General features: G+C 73.3%; 1 protein-coding gene. It reads right to left on the bottom strand.

The window, feature by feature from the left end:
• Positions 1–32: 32 nt before the first annotated feature.
• Positions 33–410 carry a hypothetical protein gene (locus tag DBR36_RS14285; protein WP_181373618.1) on the bottom strand — a complete coding sequence of 126 codons (378 nt, stop codon included), beginning with the start codon at positions 408–410 and terminating at the stop codon, positions 33–35.
• Between the last annotated feature and the right edge of the window lie 125 nt (positions 411–535).

Raw genomic sequence — 535 nt, 5'->3', positions numbered from 1 at the left:
CCGCCCCTCCGTTCCGTTCCCCGAGCGCGGGGTCAGCGCAGGACGAACGACGCGGTGCCCGCGGACGGGATGCCGCCGATCGACACGCTCAGGTGGTAGGTCGCACCGCCGCCGGGGGCGTAGGGACGCTCGCTCCCGCACGAGCCGACCGAGGACCGCGTGCGGTCCCACGTCAGCGGCGCGGAGCTCGAGACCGTCTGACCGGGCTCGAGGGTGACCTCGAGGTCGCTCGGCTCGGTCTGGCAGTCGGTCGAGCGCCACCACACGTCGGAACCACTGGTGACGGTGAAGGACTGGGCACTCGTGCCGACGTTCATCGTGCAGGCGGTCGCCGACGAGTTGGTGAGGCGGATCGACAGCTGGGGGTTCTCGCCCTGCGCGTACTCGGCCTTGTCCGACAGGGCGTTCACCGTGATTTCGCTCGGGCCGCACTCCACAGGTCCCGCGGGGCCCGAGGGCGTTGCCGTGGGTGACGGCGACGAGGACGCGGGCGAGGTCGGGGCGGGGGCGACGGGGGAGGCGCTCGCGACGGGCG

Source organism: Microbacterium sp. HMWF026 (assembly GCF_003061325.1).
GTDB lineage: Bacteria > Actinomycetota > Actinomycetes > Actinomycetales > Microbacteriaceae > Microbacterium > Microbacterium testaceum_E.
Note: the sequence above shows the minus strand (reverse complement) of the source record. Positions and strands in the feature narration are given on the sequence as shown.